We start from the raw sequence: 726 nt of genomic DNA, 5'->3' as shown, positions 1-726 counted from the left end.
ATCCTGCCTCCTGATTTCCATGAACCTTCAACTCACTTGCTTTCTGAACAGTAACAATCAGTTACTGCTATCCAGTATAAAGAAATCCGCTTGCAAAAGCAACGAAAAATAACTAGAATAAAATATCAGATATCATGATGAAAGAAGGGGAAATCATGCCTCATATACATGGTTTAAATAAAACGACATTACTTGATTATCCGGGGCGGGTTGCGGCGACGGTCTTTCTTGGCGGCTGCAATTTCCGCTGTCCGTTCTGCCAGAACAGTTCTCTGGTGCTGCATCCTTCCGAGGAGCCGGAGATTTCTGAGGAAGAAGTTCTGCGTTTTCTCAAAAAGCGGACCGGGATTCTGGAAGGGGTCTGTATTTCCGGCGGGGAACCGACACTGAGTGCAGACCTTGAAGATTTTATTGTTAAAATCCGCGAGATGGGATATCCGGTCAAACTTGACACAAACGGAACGCAGCCAGAAGTTTTGAAAGATCTTGCAGAAAAAGATCTCATCCAGATGGCTGCTGTCGATATCAAAGCCTGTCCGGAGAATTACCCTTCCCTGACCGGGCTTCTGAAGCCCGATCTGGATGCGGTAAAAGAAACGGTTGATTTTTTGCTGCACGGGAAACTGGATTATGAATTCCGGACGACAGTTGTGCGCGAACTGCACAGCGAAGAAGATTTCCATAAGATCGGCGTATGGTTAAAGGGTGCCAAAGCTTATTATCTCC

At 46.0% G+C, this 726-nt stretch carries 1 protein-coding gene; it reads left to right on the top strand.

Features of this window, described 5'->3' with window-relative positions; translation table 11 throughout:
- Positions 1–155: 155 nt before the first annotated feature.
- On the top strand, positions 156–726 hold a 571-nt coding region (locus tag QZL69_RS07235), incomplete at its 3' end, for an anaerobic ribonucleoside-triphosphate reductase activating protein (protein ID WP_291518838.1).

It is taken from the genome of Blautia sp. CAG:237 (genome assembly GCF_000436615.1).
GTDB classification, from domain to species: domain Bacteria; phylum Bacillota; class Clostridia; order Lachnospirales; family Lachnospiraceae; genus Blautia_A; species Blautia_A intestinihominis.
The sequence above is the reverse complement of the archived record's forward strand: the minus strand, read 5'-3'. Positions and strand labels throughout refer to the sequence as shown.